Origin of the sequence: Rhodobacter calidifons, from assembly GCF_011174775.1 — a bacterium.
In the GTDB taxonomy this organism is placed as follows: Bacteria; Pseudomonadota; Alphaproteobacteria; order Rhodobacterales; family Rhodobacteraceae; genus Tabrizicola; species Tabrizicola calidifons.
In genome coordinates this window covers 394,272-413,106 of record NZ_JAANHS010000001.1, presented here as the reverse complement: position 1 = coordinate 413,106, position 18,835 = coordinate 394,272, and the positions used below count along the sequence as shown (strand labels likewise).

The following is an 18,835-nucleotide window of genomic DNA, read 5'->3' as shown; positions in this document are numbered from 1 at the left end:
CCCGACCCGTGCTGAGACTGCGTGGAACCAGGCGCGGAGCAGGGCGGATGCGGGTCTTCATCAACGGGTTCGGGCGGATCGGGCGGTCGGTGCTGCGCGCCTTCCTTCAGACACCGGCGCGCTGGCCGGGGGTGGAGATCGTCGGGATCAACGACATCGCCGCGCCCGAGATGTGTGCCTACCTGTTCGAATACGACTCGGTCTTCGGCCCCTGGCGCGGCACGGTCGCGCTGGAGGAGGGGGCGCTGGTGGTGGACGGGCGGTCCATCCCGCTTCACCGGGCGCCGGACCTCTCGACGCTGGACCTGTCGGGGGTGGATCTGGTGATGGAATGCACCGGCCGGGCCGAGGCGCGCGACGTGGCCGAACGCGGCCTGCGCGCAGGGGCGGCACGGGTGCTGATCTCCGGCCCTTCGGCGGCGGCGGATGTGACGGTGGTGCTGGGGGCGAACGAGGCGGTGCTGGGGGACCAGCGGATTGTCTCGAATGCCTCCTGCACGACCAATGCGCTGGCGCCGCTGGCGCGGCTGATCCATGACAGATGGGGGGTGGTGACGGGCTCGATGACCACGGTCCATTGCTACACCGGCAGCCAGCCCACGGTGGATGCGCCGGCCGCCGACTATCCGCGCAGCCGGGCGGCGGCACTGTCGATGGTGCCGACGACGACCTCGGCCGCCCGGCTGCTGGACCGGGTGCTGCCCGGGCTTGCCGGGCGGATCATGGCGCAGGCGGTGCGGGTGCCGGTCGCCAGCGTCTCCTGCGTGGACTTCCACCTGCTGACCGAGGCCCGCCCGACGGTTGCGGAGGTCAACGCCGCCTTCCGGGCGGCGGGGGGCGTGATCGGGGCAACGGACCGGCCGCTGGTCTCGACCGACCTCAGGGCGCGGTCCGAGTCCGTGGTGGTGGCCTGCCCGGAGACGAAGGTGACCGCGGGCGGGATGCTGCGGGTCTTCGGCTGGTACGACAACGAATGGGGGTTTTCGAACCGGATGCTGGACATGGCCCTGCGGATGGCCTGAGCGACCGCGCGCGGTCCGCGTTCGGGCCTGAGCGATTTCAATGGGTTGCGCGCGGGCGTTCAGAATCTGGCAAGGATTGCCCGCAGGTCCTGGCGGGGCGCTCGTCGTGGGCTTCGCCCCTCCTCGGTGGCGGTGGCCCGACGGGAAGCCGAAAGCGAACGAGGAGGCGGGTCAGAGGTCAGAGGGATCTGGTGAACAGAATCCATTCCGAGGCATCGACCGCCCAGTCCTCCTTGACCACCGCCCGGCGGGCGACTTCGGCAAATCCCCTGGCCCGGTACAGGCGAAGGGCGTCCTGATGCGTGTCCGCGGCGATCAGGCTGATGCTGCGGCGCCCGGCCTGCCGTGCGACCTCCTCGGCATCCGCCAGAAGCGCCGAGCCGAGACCGCGCCCGCGATGGGCAGGATAGGTCGCCAGCACGTTCAGATACCATGACCCGGGGGCGAGATTCTCCAGTTCGATCAGCGGCACGAACAAGGGCGGCGTGTCCGGCGCGATGGGTTCGGGCTCCATCGCGGCGGGATAGCCCAGCAGGCAGGCGGCCGCCGCGCCCTCCACCTCGGCCAGCCAGGCGTTGCGATAAGAGAAACTGCCCGTCTCGCGCGCCGCCCGTTCGCGACCCAGGGCGAGCGGATCACCATCGGGGCCGACGGATTTCTTCCAGAAGTGCAGCGGCAGGTCGTCGGCGGCCATGTTGATGAACCGGACCAGATGGTCGGCATCGCTGGCCTGGGCCGGGCGGATCAGCATGGGGGGACCTCCTGTCCTGCTGCCCCGGATGAAGCAGACCGGGCGCTGGCCTGCAAGGCGGAAACCGACGGATCATGGCGCTTCCCGGCCTTGCGCGGCCATCGTCCCGGTCCTACCAAGGGCCAGGCCAGAGGGAGCCGCCGCATGACCGACACCGTTTTCCGCCTGCCCGCCCCCGGCCCCGAGCCGATGACCACCGACCTGGACGGCTGGGTGAAGACCGAAGGCGCGCCTGCGATGAAGACCTGGGTCCAGCACACCAGCGCGGACGGCAGCGTCATCAGCGGCACCTGGGAGGCGACGGTCGGCAGCTGGCATGCGACCTACCGATTCTACGAATTCGTCCATCTGATCGAGGGGCGCATCACCATCACCCCCGACGGCGGCCAGCCGGTCACGCTGAATCCGGGCGATGCCTTCGTGGTGGAACCGACGTTCAAGGGCACCTGGACCATCGAGGCCCCGGTCAGGAAGCATTTCTGCCTCAAGCTGAAATAGGCCGGTCGCGTCGCGACGGTAAGGATTGGCCGGTGCGAAGGCAAGTCCGAACATCAGCCATGACAGACGGCGCAGACCTGCTAGGCTGCCACCATCCGATTGATGCCACGTCCAGGGAGTGTCTGCCATGCCATCAGCCAAAGGAACGCTTGCCGTGCTGCGTCACGCCCTGCTTGCGGGCGTCGTGATCGCCGCCCAGGCCCTGTTAGCCCCGTCTGCCGTTCACGCCCAGGCCTCTACCCGCGCCGAGCCGGTGACAGGTCCCGGCGTGGTCACGATCGGCAACATCGCGACCAACGCCAAGGTCAACCTGCGCGCGGGTCCGTCCACGGTGTTTCCGGTGGTGGGCTCGCTGGGCTATGGCACCCGGGTGAAGAAGGGCCTGTGCATCGGCGGCGGCAGCGCGCGCTGGTGCGAGGTCGAGACCATGGACGGCAAGATCTCGGGCTATGTTTCGGGCCGCTTCCTGGTCGAAGGCGTCCGGCCCCCGACGGACGACGACCTGGCCGGCGGGCCGGATTTCTGGAGGGTGACCGGCCTTGCCGGCAACGAAAGGCTGGGCGTGCGGCTGGAGCCGCGGTCGAGCTCGGACGTGCTTGCGACGCTGCGCAACGGCGAGATCGTGCGCAACCTGGGCTGCCGGATGAGCGGCGGCGCGCGCTGGTGCAGGATCCGCTCGACCGTCGGGATGGATGTCACCGGCTGGGTCCGGGGCAGCTATTTGCGCGAATCGGCGGCACCGGGCGGCGGTGGCGGCGGCGGCAGCGGCCCGGATTTCTATGTGGTTCGCGGCCTTCCCGCGGGCGATACGCTGAACGTCCGCACCCGGCCCTCGACGCAGGGTGACGTGATCGCACGGCTTTCGGAAGGCGCGCGCGTGCGCAACCTTGGCTGCGAGCAGTCGGGCCAGACCCGTTGGTGCAAGATCCGCAGCACCGGCGGGGTCGAGGTGACGGGTTGGGTAAACGGCCGCTATCTGCGCGAGAAGTAGCTTTCTGCAAGCTGTCCGGGCGCGCGGCGTCTTGCGCGCGCCCGGATGTCGCGATCAGTCGCCCAGGTCTTCCGGCAGGGCGAGGTTCAGCACGATGGCGATGGCCGCCGCGGGCAGCAGGCCCGAGGTCAAGAGGATCTGCGCCGTGCGGCCCATGTGTTGCAGCGCCTCGGGCACCAGTTGCAGGCCCAGGCTGACCGACAGCGCGGTGGCGAAGATCACCATGTTGCGGCGGTTCCAGCGCACCTCGGACAGCATGTTGACGCCCGCGGCGCAGACCATGCCGAACATCACCACCACGCCGCCGCCAAGGACGTTGATCGGGACGGTGTTGATTGCGGCGCCGATCTTCGGGATGAGCCCGCAGAGGATCAGGAAGACCGCGCCGATGGTGACGACATGGCGGCTCATCACGCCGGTCATCGCGATCAGGCCCACGTTCTGGCTGAACGAGGTGTTTGGCAGGGCGCCGAAGACACCCGCGATCGCGGTGCCCGCCCCGTCGGCGAAGGTTGCGCCCTGAATTTCCCTGTCCGTCGCCTCGCGCCCCGCGCCGCCCTTGGTGATGCCCGAGACATCGCCCACCGTCTCGATGGCCGAGACCACGGCCATGAAGCACATGCCAAGCACGATCGCCAGGTTGAACTCGACGCCCCAGCGGAAGGGGTTGGGCAGGGCGAAGGAGCCGGCGCGCTCGACGGCGGTAAAGCTGACCTGACCCATGGCCAGCGCCACGACATAGCCTGCCAGGATGCCGATCAGGACGGCGGCAATGGCCAGGAAGCCGCGGGTGAAGAACTTGATCGCCAGCGTCACCAGGATCACCACCAGCGCAGGCAGCCACTGGTTGAAGCTGCCGAAGGTGATGGTGGACCAGTCGACGGGGGTGCCCGCGGCCCTGGCCTCGGCGATGGCGCGCATCCCGGCCTCCATCGCGGGGACGCCACCGGCGGCATACTGGATGCCGACCTTCACCAGGGCAAGGCCGATCATCAGCACGATCAGCCCGGTGACCAGGGGCGGCAGGGCATGGCGGATGCGCCCGACGATGAAGCCGAGGCAGAAGTGGAACAGCCCGCCCAGGACGACGCCGGTCATCAGGCCCGCAAGGCCTGCGGTGCCAAGGCCCGCCACGGCGGGGATCATGACAGGGATGAAGGCGAAGGAGGTGCCCTGCACGATGGGCAGGCGCGCGCCGACCGGGCCGATGCCGATGGTCTGCAAAAGCGTGGCGATCCCGGCGAACAGCATCGACATCTGGATCATGTAGGTCATGTCCGGAAAGCCGAGCGCCCCCTGGTCCGAGCCGAAGCCGATCCCGGCCGCGCCGCAGACGATGATCGCGGGCGTGACGTTCGAGACGAACATCGCCAGCACATGCTGGATGCCCAGCGGTACGGACTGGCCGAGCGGGGGCAGGTAGTCCGGGTCGCGCAGTTGCTCTGGCGTCCCGATCGCGGATGCGGTCATGTGTCTGTCCTTTCCCTCGGGGCGTTTATGTTCGCGCCGTCTTCGCACTGCCCCGGGGGTGCGATCCGGTTAGGCGGCCCTCAGGGGGCCAGAACCGTCCAGGGTTGGCTGTAACGGTATTCCTCCAGGTTCGGGCCTGGCCCGATCCGGTCGACCACGGCAAAGATGCCGGGCGCATGCAGCGGTGTCAGCACGCCGTGCCAGGTGCCGCGGTGCAGGTTGATGCCCTGTCCGCCGTTTGTGACGAAAGCGCGCGGAACTGCCTCAGGATCGGGCGCGACGATGACGAGGAACGGGTGTGCGGTCATCGGGATGAAGGCCTGCGAGCCGTCCGGGTGGCGTTCGATCAGATCGAAGCTGTAGGGCAGGGCGCGGGGCTCGGCGTTGAAGACCGAGATGCCGGCGCGGCCGTCGGGGCCGAAATCGAGGTGGGCGCGGTCATGGTGGCGGCGGCAGAGGCCCGCGTTGATGAGGCGGAAGTCGCCGGTCGCATCAAGGACATCGCCGAAGGGGGCGAAGGCTTCGGCCGTCAGCGGGGCCGGGCGCAGGGGTCTCATGCGCGGCTCCTTGTGCGGCTTCGCCTTCTCGTCGCCGGAGCCGGGCCCGGCGATGCGTGCCGAAGGCATCGAAACGCGGTCATCGGGGCGGGCCGAAAGCGCCGGGGCCGCGCAGTCTGGCGTGGCGGTTGACGTCCTTGTAGAGAAGATATCGGAACCGTCCCGGCCCGGCGGCATAGCAGGCCTGCGGGCAATAGGCGCGCAGCCACATGAAATCGCCCGCTTCCACTTCGACCCAGTCCCGGTTCAGCTTGTAGACGGCCTTGCCTTCCAGCACATAGAGCCCGTGCTCCATCACATGCGTCTCCTCGAACGGGATCAGGCCGCCGGGCTGGAAGGTGACGATGTTGACATGGGCGTCATGGCGCAGGTCCTCGGGATCGACGAACCGGGTGGTGCCCCAGCGGTCCTGGGTGTCGGGCATGAAGCGGATCGGCACGTCGCGTTCGTTGATGACGATCGGGTCGGGTGCGGGCAGGCCGGGGGCGGGTTCGTAAAGCTTTCTCAGCCAGTGGAAACGGGCGGGTGTGCCGCCTTCGGCCAGCAGGGTCCAGGGGGTGCCGGGCGGGATATAGGCGTAGGAGCCCGCCTCCATCTCATAGCCCATGCCCGCGATGGTCAGCGTCGCCAGCCCGTCGGTGAAAAACAGCCAGTGCTGGGCGCCCGTCTCCGGATCCGGCGCGTCGGAGCCGCCGCCCGGGGCGACCTCCATCACATATTGGCTGAAGGTCTCGGCGAACCCCGACATGGGGCGCGCGATGAGCCAGAGGCGGGTTTTCGTCCAGCCGGGCAGCTGGCTGGTGACGATGTCGGAAAAGCAGCCCTTCGGAATGAAGGCATAGGCCGTGGTGAAGACCGCGCGCTGGGTCATCAGCGCGGTCTGCGGCGGCAGGCCGCCGGGCGGGGTGTAATACTGGCTCACGGCAGCTGGTCCTTGAGACGAAGCTCGGCGATGCGTTCCACCTGTTTGCAGGCGGTGGCGAATTCGGTCTGCGTGTCGTTCGCGATGCGGGTCTGGAAGGCCTCGAGGATGCTGTCCCTGGTGTGGTCCCGGACCGCGATGATGAAGGGGAAGCCGTGCCTGGCGACATACGCCTCGTTCAGGCGCTGGAAGCGGCTTCTCTCCTCGTCGGTCAGCGCGTCGAGGGCGGCCGAGGCCTGTTCGGCAGTGCTTTCGGGCGTCAGCCGTCTGGCGGCGGCCAGCTTGCCGGCAAGGTCGGGATGGGCCCTCAGCACGCCCAGGCGTTCCTCGGGCGTGGCGCTGCGGAAGATGCGGGCCAGCGCGTTGTGCAGACCCGCAGCGGAATCATGGGCGGGGCCGAGCTCCAGGTCGAAGGCCCGGTCGGCGATCCAGGGCGAATGTTCGAAAATGGAACCGAAGCGTTCGACGAAACGGGCGCGCGCCATCTGCGAGGGCCGCTCGAACCGCTTGTTCGGATGGGTCTTTCGCCAATGCTCGGCAATGTCGATCCGGCGCGGAAACCAGACGCCCGCGTGGGATAATGCATAGTCGAGAAAGCGCTTCAGCCCCGCGATCCTGCCGGGGCGGCCGATCAGTCGGTTGTGCAGGCCGATGGAGAACATCTTTGCCGCCCCCGCCGCGCCTTCGGCGTAAAGGGTGTCGAAGCTGTCCTTCAGGTATTGGTGGAACTGTTCCCCGGTGACATAGCCCGGCGCGGTGGCAAAGCGCATGTCGTTGGCTTCCAGCGTGTAGGGGATCACCAGCTGGTCATGGTCGCCGAATTCGCGCCAGTAGGGCAGGTCATCGTCGTAGCAGTCCGAGATCCAGGCCAGGCGGCGGGTCTCGGCGGTCAGCCGCACCGTGTTCATGCTGCACCGGCCGGTATACCAGCCACGCGGGGCCTCGCCCACCACCTCCTCGTGCAGGCGGAAGCTTGCGGCGATCTGGGCGGCCTCTTCGGCCTCGCTCATGTCGCGGTGATCGACCCATTTCAACCCGTGGCTGGCGATCTCCCAGCCGGCGGCCTTCATCGCGGCGACCTGTTCGGGGTTGCGGGCCAGCGCCGAGGTCACGCCGTAGACGGTGACAGGGAGGTCCAGCCCGGTGAACAGCCGGTGCAGCCGCCAGAAGCCGGCCCGGGCGCCGTAGTCGTAAAGCGATTCCATGTTCCAGTGCCGCTGTCCCGGCCAGGGCGCGGCCCCGGCGATGTCACTGAGGAAGGCCTCGGACTGCGCGTCGCCGTGCAGGATGTTGTTCTCGCCGCCCTCCTCGTAGTTCAGCACGATGGAAACGGCGATCTTTGCCCCGCCCGGCCAGCGGGGATCGGGGGGATTCGGGCCATGGCCACGGAAATCTCGGGGGTAGCGGTGCACGGGCGGTCTCCTTCCGGCGCCAGACTAGGGGAAATCCGTGGAAGATATTTTCAGGATTTGACGAAAGGTCATATGCGCAGAACGCCGGGTCGCCGCGGACCGGGTTTCGTGCTTTGATGCCTCGGCAAGCGATGGAGGACGAGGATGGGGCGCGTTTCGACGCATGTTCTGGATACGGCAAGGGGCAGGCCCGCGGCGGGGGTGCGGATCATCCTCTACCGGATCGCCGGGCAGGACCGTCGGAAGGTCAAGGAGGTCGTCACCAACGCCGATGGCCGGACCGATGCGCCGCTCTTGGAAGGCGACGGGCTTGAAGCGGGGATCTACGAACTGGTCTTCTGCGCGGGCGACTATCTGCGCGCCTCGGGGCAGGCGGGCGAAGGCGTTCTTTTCCTTGACGAAATCCCGATCCGCTTTGGCGTGCCGGATGCAGGCCAGCACTATCATGTGCCGCTGCTGATCTCGCCCTTCGGCTATTCCACCTATCGGGGATCGTAGGGCCGGGCGGTGGCGCCCCGGAACGGTCGTGAAAGCGTCACTTGCGGTTCGGCTCAGGGCGGCATTATCTGGCTGCGTCCCATTTTTTCGTCCTGAGGAGAAGCGCATGTTTCAGATGAAGAGTTTCGCAGCAGCCCCGGCCTTTGCACTCTTGCTTGGCGGCACCGCCCATGCCGCGCTGACCGCCGATCAGGTCTGGCAGTCCTGGAAGAATGCCGGCGCGCTGGTCGGCCTGACGGTTTCGGCCGCGACCGAGAACACTTCGGGCGGTGTGCTGACCCTGAACGGCATCAAGATCGCGCCCGAGGGGATGGGCGGGCTGACCATCTCTGACATGGTGCTGACCGAACAGTCCGACGGATCGGTTGCGATCACGCCGGGTGCCGATATCGGGATGACGATGACCGGCGAGACCGAAGGCTCGATCAAGGTGACCCATGACGGCCTGATCCTGACCGCGCGCGAGGCCGATGGCGGGCTGGCCTACGACTATTCCGCGGCAAAGCTGGATGTCGTCTACGACAGCACCTATCCGGGCTATTCCTTCGACGGCAGCGAGCCGCCGAAGGTCACCGCGTCGGGCGATGTGCGGTTCTCGAACCTTGCGGGCACCTACAGCGACAGGCCCGGCACCAACCGGACCTTCGGGCTGGACCTGCGGGCGGACGAACTGGCCTACAACACCCTCTCGGACGACCCGGGGATGGAGCTGAAGCAGACCTCGACCAGCGCCACCCAGGACATCCGGGTGTCGCTGGCGCTGGCCTTGCCCTCGACCATCGAACTGGCCGCCATCGCCTCGCCCGCCGATTTCGGCACCGCGCTGAAGGAAGGGCTGAGCGTCTCTCTCTCGATGACGCAGGGCGAATCGGTGGGCACGATGAAGCAGGAAAGCCCTTATCTGCCGATGGACCTTTCGATGAAGGCCGGCGGTGGCGATGCCTCGGCGCTGTTCAACAGGGACACCTTCTCGATCAAGTCCACGGCCACCGGGCTTGACATCGAATCGGCGCCGGGCGCGATGCCGGTGCCGGTCAAGCTGGTCTCGGGCCCGATGGCGTTCGGCCTGACCGCGCCGGTGATCGCAACCGAGGCGGCGGGCGACTACGGGCTGGTCCTGAAACTCAGCCAGTTCAGCCTGAACGAGGAAGCCTGGGCGCTGTTCGACCCGAACGGGGCGCTGAAGCGGGATGCGGCGGACATTGCCATCGACATCTCGGGCAAGGCCAGGATGGACGTCCCGGCGATGATCGCTGCGGACGAGGCCGGCGGCCCCCCCGCGGTGCCCCAGCCGGAAAGCCTGAACATCACCGAACTGGCCGTGAAGGTGGCGGGCGCGGCGCTGGCGGCGACCGGGGCCTTCACCTTCGACAATTCCTTCGGCATGCCGATGCCGCTGGGCGAGGCGAATGTGAACATCACCGGCGCGAATGCGCTGATCGACGGGCTGATCGCGACGGGCCTGCTGTCGGACCAGGACGCGATGGGCGCGCGGATGATGATGGGCATTTTCATGATCCCTGCGGGTGATGACAGCCTGACCTCGAAGATCGAGGCCAAGGAAGGCATGCAGATCCTGGTGAACGGTCAGCCGCTGCCGATGTAGGGCCTGCGGTTTCGGGTTGAAGGGGGCGGGGCTTCGGTCCCGCCCCTTTTCCGTTGGTGGGTTGGAACCCCACCCTATGCAGTCGCGCGCCTCAGGTCGTCGCGGATCTGCCCAGCCATGTAGTCGGTGAACAGCTGCACCTTGGGGTCCTTCAGCCTGCGGTGCTGGCTGAGGGCGGACAGCTGGACGGCCATGGGCGGCGTGGCGGTGGCAACCGGGACAAGGCGACCCTCGCGCAGGAAGTCGGCGACCTCGAACAGCGGTTTCAGCACGATCCCGCGCCCGTCCAGCGCCCAGCCGGTCAGCACGTCACCGTCGTCGGATTCGAACGGCCCGGCGATCTCGAACCGGCGCGGGCCCTCGGGGGTTTGCAGGGTCCACTGGAACTCCTTCGCGCCCGGAAAGCGCAGGTTCAGGCAGTCGTGCCGGTCGCGGACCAGGGCCTCGCCGTCTGCGGGCATGCCCCGACGGGCGATGTAGGCCGGGGCGGCGCAGAGCAGGCGCGGGCAATCGGCGATGGTGCGGACCTTGAGCGTGGAATCCTCCAGAAGGCCAAGGTGGAAGGCCACGTCGATGCCTTCGGCGACCACATCGACCCCGCGGTCCGACAGGCGCAGGCGGACGTCGATCTGGGGATAGAGGTCCTTGAAGGCGGGCACCCGGGGCGCGATGAGCCTGCGGCCGATGCCGAGGGGGGCTGCGACGAAGATCGTGCCGCGCGGGTTCTGCGTGACGTCCATCACGGCGGCTTCGGCCTCGTCGATCGCCTCGAGGATGCGGCGGGCGCCGTCATAGAAGATGCGGCCGTTCTCGGTGGGTTGCAGCGACCGGGTGGTGCGGCTGAACAGGCGCACGCCGAGGTGCTTTTCCAGTTCGGAAATCCGGGCCGAGGCGACCGCGGGCGAGGTGCGCTGATCGCGGGCAGCCGCCGACATGCTGCCCAATTCATAGACACGGACGAACATGCGGATGTTGTTCACATAGGACATTTTACGTCCTCTTTTGAAAGTGATCCGGTCATTCCATGGATTACCAGAAAGGTAGCGGTCGGTATAGCATTCCGGAAACCGTGGAGGGCGCGCGATGTACGACTGGGTCGTCTTGTGGGAATGGGTCGAGATCGCGGCGCGCTGGCTGCATGTTATCACCGCCATCGCATGGATCGGGTCCAGCTTCTATTTCATCGCGCTGGACCTGGGACTGCACCGCGACCGCAATCTGGCCTCGGGCGCGGATGGCGAGGAATGGCAGGTCCATGGCGGGGGGTTCTACCATATCCAGAAATATCTCGTGGCTCCGGCCGCGATGCCCGACCACCTTGTGTGGTTCAAATGGGAAAGCTATGCGACCTGGCTGTCGGGCTTTGCCATGCTGGTGCTGGTCTACTACCTGGGCGCCGAGCTTTACCTGATCGACCCGCAGGTGATGGAGCTTTCGGTCTGGCAGGCGGTGGCGATCTCGCTGGCCTCGCTGGCCTTCGGCTGGGTGGCCTACAACACGATCTGCAAGGTCTTCGTGAACGCGAACCAGACGGTGCTGATGGTGGCGCTGTTCGTGGTGCTGGTGGGGATGGCCTGGTTCTACACGCAGGTGTTCAGCGGCCGGGCGGCGATGCTGCATCTGGGGGCGTTCACCGCCAGCATCATGTCGGGCAACGTGTTCTTCGTCATCATGCCGAACCAGCGCGTGGTGGTCGCCGACCTGAAAGCGGGCCGCAAGCCCGACCCGAAGTATGGCAAGATCGCCAAGCAGCGCAGCACGCACAACAACTATCTGACCCTGCCCGTGGTCTTCCTGATGCTGTCGAACCATTATCCGCTGGTCTTTGCCACCGAGTGGAACTGGGTGATCGCGAGCCTCGTCTTCCTGATGGGCGTGACGATCCGGCACTGGTTCAACACCCGCCACGCGCGGAAGGGCAACCCGCACTGGACCTGGGGGCTGACGGTGATCCTGTTCCTGGTCATCGCCTGGCTGTCCACCGCGCCGATGCGGGTGGTTGACGGCGAGGCCAGGTTGCAAGGCGCGGCTCTGGTCTATGCCTCGGCCCCCGGCTTCGAGGAGGTGGTCGGCATCGTGCAGGGCCGCTGTTCGATGTGCCATGCGGCAGAGCCCGGCTGGGAGGGACTGCACTGGCCGCCGAAGGGCGTGGTGCTGGAGACGCCCGCCCAGATCGCGCAAGAGGCGCGGCGGATCTATCTGCAAGCGGGGGTGACCCATGCCATGCCGCCGGGGAACCTCAGCTACATGGAGCCCGAGGAACGGGCGGCGATCGTGGAGTGGTTCCGCAAGGCGGGCACGCAGGACCCGGTGTGACGCTGGGGCAAAACTCTTCGAAGAGTTTTGCAAATTCCTTCGAAGGAATTTGCCTCGGCAACCGGCGCCGGTGTCCTGTCGATCGTTGACGCAGGGATGTTGTCCGGCAACCGGCCTTTCCGCCCGTCCGACAGGCAGCCGACGGCGTCAATCGCCAAGCTTGGCGTGAACCTCGTCCAGATCGACCGGCCCCTTCGGCATCTTGTTGGCCGGATTCTCGAAATCATAGCGGAACAGCTGGAAGTCGCGCTTGTAGATTTCCCACATCAGATGCATCGACAGGTCGTCGAAGTAATCTTCCACCGGATGCGCGCGTTTCGGGCCGTGGCCTTCGCTTTCGTTGAAACGGGGGATCGTGGCCAGATCGACCGGGTGCCGGGTCTGGATGTTGTCCAGCACCACCTGCATCCCGGCATTGAAATCCTCGGTGAAGAAGATGTGGTTGTAGCGCCCGCCGTTGACGATGAAGGTCGAGACATGCCCCGACACCGAAGACCAGTGGATGTCGGGCTCCATCGGTTTCTTCCAGCGGATCGTGTCGCGGGCGAACAGAAGGAAGCGGCGGAAGCTGGCGATCTGGTCGAAGTCCTGCTTGCCGTCCTCGCCGCCGACCTCGATCCCGTATTTCTGGATCAGAAGCGGCACCAGATTGCCCCGGTAACGCCTGCCGTTGCGCTGGATGCCGCAGATCTTGTCGAAGAACGAGGACAGGATCCGGGTATAGGGATTGCGCACGCAGGTGAAGGCATAGACCTGTCGCGCCCGCACGCTGCGTTCGATGATCGGCTGGCTGGCCTCCTGCGCCCATTTGTGCAGGCCGGTGGTCGCATCGTGGATGTCGCCGTCGAAGAACCGGCCGTGGTCGGAATAGTACATGATCTGCCCGATGGTCGAGCAGGCACATTTCGGCACCACCCGGTAGACGACGCTTTCGCTCTCGGTCATCCAGGTTCCGGGAAAACCCATTAACAATCGTCCTTCTTCAGCCAATGCCGCAGGTTCCAGCATGAACCGCGATTGTGGCAGTCAAGCAGACATATTCGGGCTTTTCAAGGAACCACCGGGCGGTCTAACCAGTCAGGACCGCGCCTTGTCGGGCTGGCCCAGGACCGATGACCCAGATTGCCTTCATCCTTCTCTGCCACAAGGACCCGGAAGGGATCATCGCCCAGACCCTGCGGCTGACGGCGGCCGGGGATTGCGTGGCGATCCATTTCGATGCCCGCGCGTCGCAGGCCGACTATGCCCGCATCCGTGCCGCCCTGGCCGACAATCCGCAGGTGACCTTCGCGCGACGGCGCCTGCGCTGCGGCTGGGGGGAATGGAGCCTGGTCGCGGCCACGCTTTCCGCCGTGCAGGCCGCGCTGGCCGATTTCCCCGGCGCCACGCATTTCTACATGCTGTCGGGCGACTGCATGCCGATCAAGACGGCGGAATATGTGCACGCCTTCCTGGAACGCGAGGATGCCGACTACATCGAAAGCTTCGACTTCTTCGGATCGGACTGGATCAAGACCGGGATCAAGGAGGAACGGCTGATCTACCGGCACTGGTTCAACGAACGTCAGCGCAAGTGGCTGTTCTACACGTCACTTGAATTGCAGAAGAAATTCGGCCTGGCGCGCAAGGTGCCCGAAGATCTGAAGATCCGCATCGGCAGCCAGTGGTGGTGCCTGCGCCGCCGCACGGTCGAGGCGGTGCTGGCCTTCGTGAAGCGCCGGCGCGACATTCCGCGCTTCTTCTCGACCACCTGGATCCCGGACGAGACCTTCTTCCAGACGCTCGTCGCGCATCTGGTCCCCGACCGCGAGATCCGCTCGCGCACGCTGACCTTCCTGATGTTCACCGACTACGGCATGCCGGTGACCTTCTACGACGACCACCATGATCTGCTTCTGGCGCAGGGCTGCCTGTTCGCCCGCAAGATCAGCCCCGAGGCGCGGGCGCTGAAGGACCGCCTGGGGGCGCTTTACTCCGAGACCGGGCGGCATTTCGCGATCTCGGACGAGGGGCGGCGCCAGTTCGCCTATCTGACCTCGCGCGGGCGCGAGGGGCGGCGCTTTGCCCAGCGGTTCTGGGAGGTGGAGGCCAGCATCGGCCGCAACCGCACGCTGATGCTGGTGGCCTGCAAGAAATGGCATGTCGCAAAACGCCTGGCTGACCGGGTGCGCAGCCTGACCGGGATTCCGGCGGTGGACTATCTGTTCAACGAACAGGCCACCCCGCTGCCGGATCTCGGCGGGATCGAGACCACGCTGGACAAGCGGATGCGCCATCGCCGGGCTTTGGTGCGGATGCTGTTCGAGCACTGGCAGACCGACCGGCTGCTCCTGTGCGTCGATCCCGGCAGCGTCGAGCTGATCCAGGACTTCCGCGAGGACCGCGCGACGCTGCGGCTCATGGAGATCGAGTGCCAGTTCAGCGACGACTACCTGGTCGGCCATGCCCGGCGGGTCGGTCTGGCCGGGCCCGAGACGCCGGTTGCGGCGATGGACCTGCTTCTGCCGACGATCCGCTATGACGTGCGCTTCGAAAGCAACCGGCTGCGCGACCTGGACCTGGCGGGATACAGCCGGATGCGTCAGACTGCCAGTGTGGCCGAGAACGCCGCAGTCCTGGCGGCCTTCCTGGAAATCCCGCCCGAGACGGCGCAGGAAATCGCTGCAACCGAGTATCTATTCGTGGATTGACCGACATGAGCTGGACCTATGACCCGACCAACGTCTTCGCCCGCATCCTGCGGGGCGAGATTCCGAACAAGACGGTGATGGAGACGCCGCACACGCTGGTCTTTCATGACATCAATCCGCAGGCCCCGGTGCATGTGCTGGTGATCCCGAAAGGCGCCTATGTCAGCCTTGACCATTTCTCGGCCGAGGCTCCGGAGGAAGAGATCGTCGATTTTCACCGCACGGTCGCCAAGGTCTGTGCGATTCTGGGCCTGTCGGGCGAGGAAGGGTTCCGCGCCATCGCCAATGCCGGGATGAACGGGCATCAGGAAGTGCCGCATTTCCACCTGCATATCCTGGGCGGGCGCCCCCTGGGCCGGATGCTGGAGCGCGTCTGACCCCGCAGGGATCGGCTCGTCAGGGCAAGGGCGGCGCGCTGACGCGCCATTGCCGGATCAGACGGGCGACGAGCCCAGCCTTCGGCGGGGCTGCCCGTGCGGACGAGGATCAGATTGTGGGGGCCGCACTGCGGGGGAGGGTGAATGTCTCGGCGGCGGCGGCCAGCACCATCTCGCGTTCTTCGCGGGAGGTCTTGAAGACGGCAGCATCCACGAAAGGCGACCTCCAGCACCACATCCTGCCGAGTGCCTTGAGGCATTCGTGACCCCAGGGGAGGTGATGACGACGTCGGGGAGGGCGAAGGATTCGAGTGCAGGCCTATCGGCGGTCATCAGTCATTCCGCCTTGCGGATGAACTTCCTGCGGTTCTTGGCACTCGGCACAAAGAGGCTGAGCTTGAAGAATACAGCATCGCCGGATTTCTTCTGGCCCCATTCCCGAAGGGCCGCTTCCAAAGGCATCTCCTTTGCGAACTCGTGCGCGATCCTGTCTGCAATATCGCGTGGGAGATAGCCGATGTGGCATGTGCGATGACGTAAGTTGACGACGACACGAACCGCATTCTCATCTTCGGGATTGTCCGTCTCGCGGATTAAGCTAACCGTATCGGCGTTGACCCGGCCACCTTTCAGCGCACTGATGGCCACTTTGCATTCGTCAAGTCGGTAACTGGTTCCGGCGACTGCAACGTCAGTTGCGCCAGTAAGGTTCACGAAACCGCTTGGTGCAGCCGGTGGTTGGACGTTGGGTTTCCACCTTATCCATTGGCTTTCTTGTGGCAGATCTTCATTGTCACGTTGGGACTTCTTGCTGCGCCCAAGAAGAGCTCTGAGCAACTTCAACATGAGTGGACCTCCCCTCTTCGTGGTCATCAATGCGCCTCGGCCCAGGTGCGGCCAATTCCGGCCTCGACGGCAAGGTGGACCTTCAGCGACACGGCGGGGTGGGAGGAGCCTTCCATGACCTCCCTTGCGATCGGGATCAGGCGGTCGGCCTGGTCCTCTGCCACCTCGAACAGAAGTTCGTCGTGGACCTGCAACAGCATCTGCGCGTCGAGGTCCCTGATCGCAGCAGGCATGCGGATCATCGCCCGGCGGATAACATCGGCGGCGGTGCCCTGAATGGGGGCGTTGATCGCGGCGCGTTTGGCGAAACCGGCGCCGGGGCCTTTCGCGTTGATTTCGGGAGTATGAATTTTCCGACCGAAAAGCGTCTGCACATAGCCGTTTTCCTGGGCCAACTTTACAGTATCGGACATATAGCCCTTGATGCCGGGGAAGCGTTCGAAATAGCGGTCGATGAAGCCCTGCGCCTCGGCCCGCGGGATGCGCAGGTTCCGGGCAAGGCCGAAGCCGGAGATGCCGTAGATCACCCCGAAGTTGATCGCCTTGGCCTTGCGGCGGATGTCGGGGGTCATCTGGTCGAGGGGAACGTTGAACATCTCGGACGCTGTCAGGGCGTGGATGTCGATGCCCTCCTCGAAGGCGCGGCGCAGTTCGGGGATGTCGGCGATATGGGCAAGGATGCGCAGTTCGATCTGGGAATAGTCGAGGCTGACCAGCACCCGGCCTTCGGGGGCGACGAAGGCCTCGCGGATGCGGCGGCCTTCCTCGGTGCGGACGGGGATGTTCTGGAGGTTGGGGTCGGTCGAGGCAAGCCGCCCGGTGTTGGCACCCGCGATGGAGTAGGAGGTGTGGACGCGGCCCGTTTCGGGGTTGATCGCCTCTTGCAGCGCGTCGGTGTAGGTGGATTTCAGCTTGGCGATCTGCCGCCAGTCGAGGATGCGCGCGGCGAGGCGCGCGCCCTGCGGATGGCTGTCCTCCAGCGTGGCGATGTCCTCCAGGATGTCGGCGCCGGTGCCATAGGCCCCGGTCTTGCCCTTTTCGCCGCCGGGAATGCCCAGACGGTCGAACAGGATCTCGCCCAGCTGCTTCGGGCTGCCCACGTTGAACTTTTCCCCGGCGATGTCCTGGATTTCCTCTTCGAGCTGGACCAGCTTCTGCGCAAAGACGTTGGACATGCCGCGCAGGACGTCGCGGTCGACCTTGATGCCGGTCATCTCCATGTCGGCGAGGACGGGGACGAGGGGGCGTTCGAGCGTTTCGTAGACGGTGGTGACCTTCGCCCGGTGCAGCTGGGGTTTCAGCCGTTGCCAGAGGCGAAGCGTGACATCGGCGTCCTCGGCGGCGTATTTCACGGCGTCGTCGATGGCGACCTTGTCGAAGGTGATCTGGGATTTGCCCGATCCGAGGAGGGACTTGATCGGGATAGGCTGGTGGCCGAGGTATCGGTCGGAAAGCTCGTCCATGCCGTGATTGTGGAGCCCTGCGTGCATCGCGTAGGACATGAGCATCGTGTCGTCGATGGGGGCGATGCGCAGCCCCAGACGGGCGAAGATCTTCCAGTCGTATTTCATGTTCTGGCCGATCTTGAGGATGGCGGGATCCTCGAGGATGGGCTTCAGGGCGGCCAGAACCTCGTCCAGCGGCAGCTGGTCGGGGGCAAGGGCCTTGGCCCCGAACAGATCGCCGCCGCCGGTGGTGTGGCCGACGGGGATGTAGGCCGCCTTCCCGGTATCGACCGACAGCGAGATGCCGACGAGATCGGCCTGCATCTCGTTCAGGCTTGTCGTTTCGGTGTCGATGGCGACATGGCCCAGATCGCGGATGCGGGCGATCCAGCGGTCGAGGGCGTCGCGGCTGCGGATGCATTCGTAGGCGGCGTGGTCGAAGGGGGGCTGTTCGGCCTGCGCCTGCGGCTTCTCCTCGCGGGCGACGGTGAGCTGCGAAACCTCTGGCAGGGCGGGGGCGGCGATGCCGAGCTTCTCCGCGACACGTTTCGTCAGGGTGCGGAATTCCATTTTCGCAAGGAACTCCATCAGCTTGTCCGGTTCGGGCAGGCGGATTTCCAGATCGTCCAGCGTCACGTCCAGCGGCGTGTCGTCCTTCAGCGTGACCAGCGCGCGGCTGATGCGGATCTTCTCGGCATTCTCGACCAGCGCCTCGCGGCGTTTGGGCTGCCTGATCTCGGAGGCGCGGGCGAGAAGCGTGTCGAGGTCGCCGTATTCGTTGATGAGAAGCGCGGCGGTCTTGAGCCCGATGCCGGGCGCGCCGGGGATGTTGTCCACGCTGTCGCCCGCAAGCGCCTGCACGTCGATCACCTTTTCCGGGGGGACGCCGAATTTCTCGATCACCTCCTCGGGGCCGATGACGCGGGATTTCATCGGGTCGAACATGTCCACCCCGGGGCGGATCAGCTGCATCAGGTCCTTGTCCGAGGAGATGATGGTGCAGGACCCGCCCGCCTCCACCGCCTGTTTCGCCAGGGTGGCGATGATGTCGTCGGCCTCGAACCCTTCCGTTTCCAGACAGGCGACATTGAAGGCGCGGGTGGCTTCGCGGGTGAGGGGGAATTGCGGGCGCAGGTCCTCGGGCAGCTCGGGGCGGTTGGCCTTGTAGTCCGGGTAGATCGCGTTGCGGAAGGTCTCGGCCGAGTGGTCGAAGACCACGGCAAGATGCGTCGCGGCCTTGCCGTTCGAGGTGGCGCGGGAAAGTTCGTTCCACAGGATGTTGCAGAAGCCCGCGACGGCACCCACCGGCAGGCCGTCGGACTTGCGGGTCAGCGGCGGCAAGGCGTGATAGGCGCGGAAGATATAGGCCGAGCCGTCGATGAGATGCAGATGATTGCCCTTGCCGAAAGTCGATGACATGCTTGGCTCCCGTTT

General features: G+C 66.1%; 17 protein-coding genes. 8 read left to right on the top strand and 9 right to left on the bottom strand.

All coding sequences use genetic code 11. From position 1 onward, the window contains the following. The first annotated feature begins 47 nt into the window (after positions 1-47). Positions 48-1,022 carry a type I glyceraldehyde-3-phosphate dehydrogenase gene (locus G8O29_RS02060; protein WP_166401558.1) on the top strand — a complete coding sequence of 325 codons (975 nt, stop codon included), beginning with the start codon at positions 48-50 and terminating at the stop codon, positions 1,020-1,022. 178 nt (positions 1,023-1,200) lie between these two features. On the opposite strand, the gene G8O29_RS02055 is transcribed toward G8O29_RS02060, so the two are convergent. Next, the gene (locus tag G8O29_RS02055; protein WP_166401557.1) at positions 1,201-1,773 is read right to left on the bottom strand and encodes a GNAT family N-acetyltransferase; all 573 of its coding nucleotides are present in this window, start codon (positions 1,771-1,773) and stop codon (positions 1,201-1,203) included. A gap of 144 nt (positions 1,774-1,917) precedes the next feature. On the opposite strand from G8O29_RS02055, the gene G8O29_RS02050 reads away from it, so the two are divergent. Next, positions 1,918-2,271, top strand: coding sequence for a cupin domain-containing protein (locus tag G8O29_RS02050; RefSeq protein ID WP_166401556.1), 354 nt, complete (start codon positions 1,918-1,920; stop codon positions 2,269-2,271). Positions 2,272-2,398: 127 nt separating this feature from the next. Next, positions 2,399-3,262, top strand: coding sequence for an SH3 domain-containing protein (locus G8O29_RS02045; protein WP_166401555.1), 864 nt, complete (start codon positions 2,399-2,401; stop codon positions 3,260-3,262). Between the two features lie 54 nt (positions 3,263-3,316). Here G8O29_RS02045 and G8O29_RS02040 read toward each other — a convergent pair whose 3' ends face one another. The 4 genes from G8O29_RS02040 to puuE all read right to left on the bottom strand — a co-directional run bounded on the left by G8O29_RS02040 (position 3,317) and on the right by puuE (position 7,623). Beyond that, positions 3,317-4,732 carry a uracil-xanthine permease family protein gene (locus G8O29_RS02040; RefSeq protein ID WP_166401554.1) on the bottom strand — a complete coding sequence of 472 codons (1,416 nt, stop codon included), beginning with the start codon at positions 4,730-4,732 and terminating at the stop codon, positions 3,317-3,319. Between the two features lie 80 nt (positions 4,733-4,812). Next, entirely contained in the window at positions 4,813-5,289 is a 477-nt protein-coding gene (locus G8O29_RS02035) for an ureidoglycolate lyase (protein WP_207623609.1), read from the bottom strand. A 79-nt stretch (positions 5,290-5,368) separates the two neighbouring features. Beyond that, positions 5,369-6,160, bottom strand: a complete 792-nt coding sequence (locus G8O29_RS02030) for a bifunctional allantoicase/(S)-ureidoglycine aminohydrolase (RefSeq protein WP_242678850.1) — start codon at positions 6,158-6,160, stop codon at positions 5,369-5,371. Between the two features lie 47 nt (positions 6,161-6,207). Then, complete coding sequence (puuE, locus tag G8O29_RS02025; protein WP_166401551.1) at positions 6,208-7,623, bottom strand: allantoinase PuuE; 1,416 nt, start codon at positions 7,621-7,623, stop codon at positions 6,208-6,210. A 144-nt stretch (positions 7,624-7,767) separates the two neighbouring features. Here puuE and uraH point away from each other — a divergent pair, with 144 nt between their 5' ends. Both uraH and G8O29_RS02015 read left to right on the top strand, forming a co-directional pair. After that, the gene (gene uraH, locus G8O29_RS02020; RefSeq protein WP_166401550.1) at positions 7,768-8,121 is read left to right on the top strand and encodes a hydroxyisourate hydrolase; all 354 of its coding nucleotides are present in this window, start codon (positions 7,768-7,770) and stop codon (positions 8,119-8,121) included. 106 nt (positions 8,122-8,227) lie between these two features. Then, complete coding sequence (locus G8O29_RS02015) at positions 8,228-9,727, top strand: DUF2125 domain-containing protein (RefSeq protein ID WP_166401549.1); 1,500 nt, start codon at positions 8,228-8,230, stop codon at positions 9,725-9,727. 74 nt (positions 9,728-9,801) lie between these two features. On the opposite strand, the gene G8O29_RS02010 is transcribed toward G8O29_RS02015, so the two are convergent. Next, a complete protein-coding gene (locus tag G8O29_RS02010; protein WP_166401548.1) occupies positions 9,802-10,716 on the bottom strand; it encodes a LysR family transcriptional regulator in 915 nt (304 codons plus the stop codon). Between the two features lie 94 nt (positions 10,717-10,810). Between G8O29_RS02010 and G8O29_RS02005 the strand changes: the two genes are divergently transcribed. Next, a complete protein-coding gene (locus G8O29_RS02005) occupies positions 10,811-12,043 on the top strand; it encodes a urate hydroxylase PuuD (protein WP_166401547.1) in 1,233 nt (410 codons plus the stop codon). Between the two features lie 147 nt (positions 12,044-12,190). On the opposite strand, the gene G8O29_RS02000 is transcribed toward G8O29_RS02005, so the two are convergent. Next, positions 12,191-13,009 (bottom strand): sulfotransferase family protein, encoded by an 819-nt coding sequence (locus G8O29_RS02000; protein ID WP_166401546.1) that lies wholly within the window; start codon positions 13,007-13,009, stop codon positions 12,191-12,193. Between the two features lie 146 nt (positions 13,010-13,155). Between G8O29_RS02000 and G8O29_RS01995 the strand changes: the two genes are divergently transcribed. After that, a complete protein-coding gene (locus tag G8O29_RS01995) occupies positions 13,156-14,733 on the top strand; it encodes a DUF5928 domain-containing protein (RefSeq protein WP_166401545.1) in 1,578 nt (525 codons plus the stop codon). A 5-nt stretch (positions 14,734-14,738) separates the two neighbouring features. After that, positions 14,739-15,110 carry an HIT domain-containing protein gene (locus G8O29_RS01990; protein WP_166401649.1) on the top strand — a complete coding sequence of 124 codons (372 nt, stop codon included), beginning with the start codon at positions 14,739-14,741 and terminating at the stop codon, positions 15,108-15,110. A 336-nt stretch (positions 15,111-15,446) separates the two neighbouring features. On the opposite strand, the gene G8O29_RS01985 is transcribed toward G8O29_RS01990, so the two are convergent. After that, on the bottom strand, positions 15,447-15,956 hold the full coding sequence (locus G8O29_RS01985; RefSeq protein ID WP_166401544.1) for an HIRAN domain-containing protein: 510 nt from the start codon (positions 15,954-15,956) through the stop codon (positions 15,447-15,449). A 26-nt stretch (positions 15,957-15,982) separates the two neighbouring features. Next, positions 15,983-18,820, bottom strand: coding sequence for a DNA polymerase I (polA, locus tag G8O29_RS01980; RefSeq protein WP_166401543.1), 2,838 nt, complete (start codon positions 18,818-18,820; stop codon positions 15,983-15,985). Between the last annotated feature and the right edge of the window lie 15 nt (positions 18,821-18,835).

What these genes read in the sequence shown, in the direction of transcription:
- G8O29_RS02060 (WP_166401558.1), top strand. Translation starts at nt 48, where the DNA reads ATGCGGGTCTTCATCAACGGGTTCGGGCGGATCGGGCGGTCGGTGCTG.
- G8O29_RS02040 (WP_166401554.1), bottom strand. Translation starts at nt 4,732, where the DNA reads ATGACCGCATCCGCGATCGGGACGCCAGAGCAACTGCGCGACCCGGAC.
- G8O29_RS02035 (WP_207623609.1), bottom strand. Translation starts at nt 5,289, where the DNA reads ATGAGACCCCTGCGCCCGGCCCCGCTGACGGCCGAAGCCTTCGCCCCC.
- G8O29_RS02050 (WP_166401556.1), top strand. Translation starts at nt 1,918, where the DNA reads ATGACCGACACCGTTTTCCGCCTGCCCGCCCCCGGCCCCGAGCCGATG.
- G8O29_RS01990 (WP_166401649.1), top strand. Translation starts at nt 14,739, where the DNA reads ATGAGCTGGACCTATGACCCGACCAACGTCTTCGCCCGCATCCTGCGG.
- G8O29_RS02000 (WP_166401546.1), bottom strand. Translation starts at nt 13,009, where the DNA reads ATGGGTTTTCCCGGAACCTGGATGACCGAGAGCGAAAGCGTCGTCTAC.
- G8O29_RS01995 (WP_166401545.1), top strand. Translation starts at nt 13,156, where the DNA reads ATGACCCAGATTGCCTTCATCCTTCTCTGCCACAAGGACCCGGAAGGG.
- G8O29_RS02055 (WP_166401557.1), bottom strand. Translation starts at nt 1,773, where the DNA reads ATGCTGATCCGCCCGGCCCAGGCCAGCGATGCCGACCATCTGGTCCGG.
- G8O29_RS02005 (WP_166401547.1), top strand. Translation starts at nt 10,811, where the DNA reads ATGTACGACTGGGTCGTCTTGTGGGAATGGGTCGAGATCGCGGCGCGC.
- G8O29_RS02015 (WP_166401549.1), top strand. Translation starts at nt 8,228, where the DNA reads ATGTTTCAGATGAAGAGTTTCGCAGCAGCCCCGGCCTTTGCACTCTTG.
- G8O29_RS01985 (WP_166401544.1), bottom strand. Translation starts at nt 15,956, where the DNA reads ATGTTGAAGTTGCTCAGAGCTCTTCTTGGGCGCAGCAAGAAGTCCCAA.
- G8O29_RS02045 (WP_166401555.1), top strand. Translation starts at nt 2,399, where the DNA reads ATGCCATCAGCCAAAGGAACGCTTGCCGTGCTGCGTCACGCCCTGCTT.
- G8O29_RS02010 (WP_166401548.1), bottom strand. Translation starts at nt 10,716, where the DNA reads ATGTCCTATGTGAACAACATCCGCATGTTCGTCCGTGTCTATGAATTG.
- uraH (WP_166401550.1), top strand. Translation starts at nt 7,768, where the DNA reads ATGGGGCGCGTTTCGACGCATGTTCTGGATACGGCAAGGGGCAGGCCC.
- polA (WP_166401543.1), bottom strand. Translation starts at nt 18,820, where the DNA reads ATGTCATCGACTTTCGGCAAGGGCAATCATCTGCATCTCATCGACGGC.
- G8O29_RS02030 (WP_242678850.1), bottom strand. Translation starts at nt 6,160, where the DNA reads ATGACCCAGCGCGCGGTCTTCACCACGGCCTATGCCTTCATTCCGAAG.